Source organism: Rhodanobacter sp. DHG33, from assembly GCF_014843005.1.
In the GTDB taxonomy this organism is placed as follows: domain Bacteria; phylum Pseudomonadota; class Gammaproteobacteria; order Xanthomonadales; family Rhodanobacteraceae; genus Rhodanobacter_A.
In genome coordinates, this window is the sequence record NZ_JACYXM010000021.1 from 1 (window position 1) to 1,795 (window position 1,795).

Below are 1,795 nucleotides of genomic sequence, written 5' to 3' on the forward strand. Positions count from 1 at the left end.
GCCCAGGATCACCAGGATCTGCCCTTCGAGCAGGTCGTGGAGATCGTCCAGCCCTCACGCCACCTGGATCACACGCCCCTGTTCCAGGTCATGTTCGCCTGGCAGAACAACGAAAACGCTACGTTCGACCTCCCCGGTCTGCGCACCGAACCGGTCGGCCTGCCCTTCGATCAGGTCAAGTTCGATCTGGAGCTCGCCTTAGGCGAAGCCGACGGCACCATCGTCGGCTCCCTGAGCTATGCCACCGCCTTGTTCGATCACGCCACCGTCGTGCGGCATCGCGGCTACCTGCTCACACTGCTGCATGCCATGGTCACCGATGCCACGCAAACAGTCGCTCATATCGACCTGCTGGCCTCCGATGAGCGCACCTTGCTGCTGGAGACCTGGAACCGGACCGACGCACCCTACCCCGATCAGCTGTGCATCCACCAGTTGTTCGAGCAACAAGTACAGCAGCACCCCGAGGCTACCGCCCTCGTCTTCGAGGATCAGTCCCTCTCCTATACCGAACTCAACACCCAGGCCAATCGCCTCGCCCATCATCTGATCGGCCTTGGCGTGCGACCCGACGATCGCGTGGCGATCTGCGTCGAACGCAGCCTGGCCATGGTCGTCGGTCTCCTGGCCATCCTNGGAACCGGACCGACGCACCCTACCCCGATCAGCTGTGCATCCACCAGTTGTTCGAGCAACAAGTACAGCAGCACCCCGAGGCCACCGCCCTCGTCTTCGAGGATCAGTCCCTCTCCTATACCGAACTCAACATCCAGGCCAATCGCCTGGCCCATCATCTGATCGGCCTTGGCGTGCGCCCCGACGATCGCGTGGCGATCTGCGTCGAGCGCAGTCTGGCCATGGTCGTCGGTCTCCTGGCCACCCTCAAAGCGGGCGGCGCCTATGTCCCGCTCGATCCGACCTACCCCTCTGAACGGCTGACGCAGGTCCTGCACGATGCCGCTCCTGCGCTCTTGCTGGCCGATACCACCGGACGAACGGCCCTGGGCGAATCGGCGGTCGCTCACCTGACCGTGCTCGACCTCGGTACACCCGCGACGTGGGCCCACCAGTCCGTCGCCGATCCCGATCCGCAAATGCTGGGCCTCACCTCCACCCATCTCGCCTACGTCATCTACACCTCCGGTTCAACTGGTAGGCCCAAAGGGGTCATGGTCAAACATCGCGGTGTAGTTAATTTATTACATTCCATGTCTGCGATGCTGGATGTCACAGTGCAGGACCGATTACTCGCCGTCACAAGCGCCTCTTTCGACATAACAGGGTTGGAGCTATACCTGCCACTGAACAAAGGTGCAACGGTTGTGCTCACCAGTTCCGATGAGAGCAACGACCCACATGTGCTGCAGCACATAATCTCGGCGAACCAGATTAACATCATGCAAGCCACGCCTGCGACATGGCGCGCTCTGCTTGATACAGGTTGGAAGGGATCTCATGCACTGACAGTTTTGTGCGGTGGGGAGGCTATGCCCGCTGGCCTGGCCACCCACCTTCGTAATCAAAGCCAAGCTTTGTGGAACCTATATGGACCAACCGAAACGACCATCTGGTCCTCCATAGCCAGGGTTCGAAATTGCGGTGATGAATCATCTTTTAATGTGCCCATAGGCCGTCCGATTGCCAACACGCGCATCTACCTGCTCGATGCCCACGGCCAGCCGGTTCCTCTCGGGGTCGCCGGTGAGCTGTACATCGGCGGTGCCGGTGTCGCCCGCGGTTACTTGAACCGCCCTGACCTCACTACCGAACGTTTCCTGCCCGACCCGTTCAACGC

2 protein-coding genes are annotated in these 1,795 nt (G+C 60.9%); both read left to right on the plus strand.

All coding sequences use genetic code 11. The features are described from left to right. On the plus strand, positions 1-798 hold a 798-nt coding region (locus IHE46_RS16780), incomplete at its 5' end, for an AMP-binding protein (RefSeq protein WP_192166066.1). Continuing rightward, a partial coding sequence (locus IHE46_RS16785; RefSeq protein ID WP_192166068.1) for an amino acid adenylation domain-containing protein occupies positions 684-1,795 on the plus strand: 1,112 nt, incomplete at its 3' end. The genes IHE46_RS16780 and IHE46_RS16785, both read left to right, overlap by 115 nt.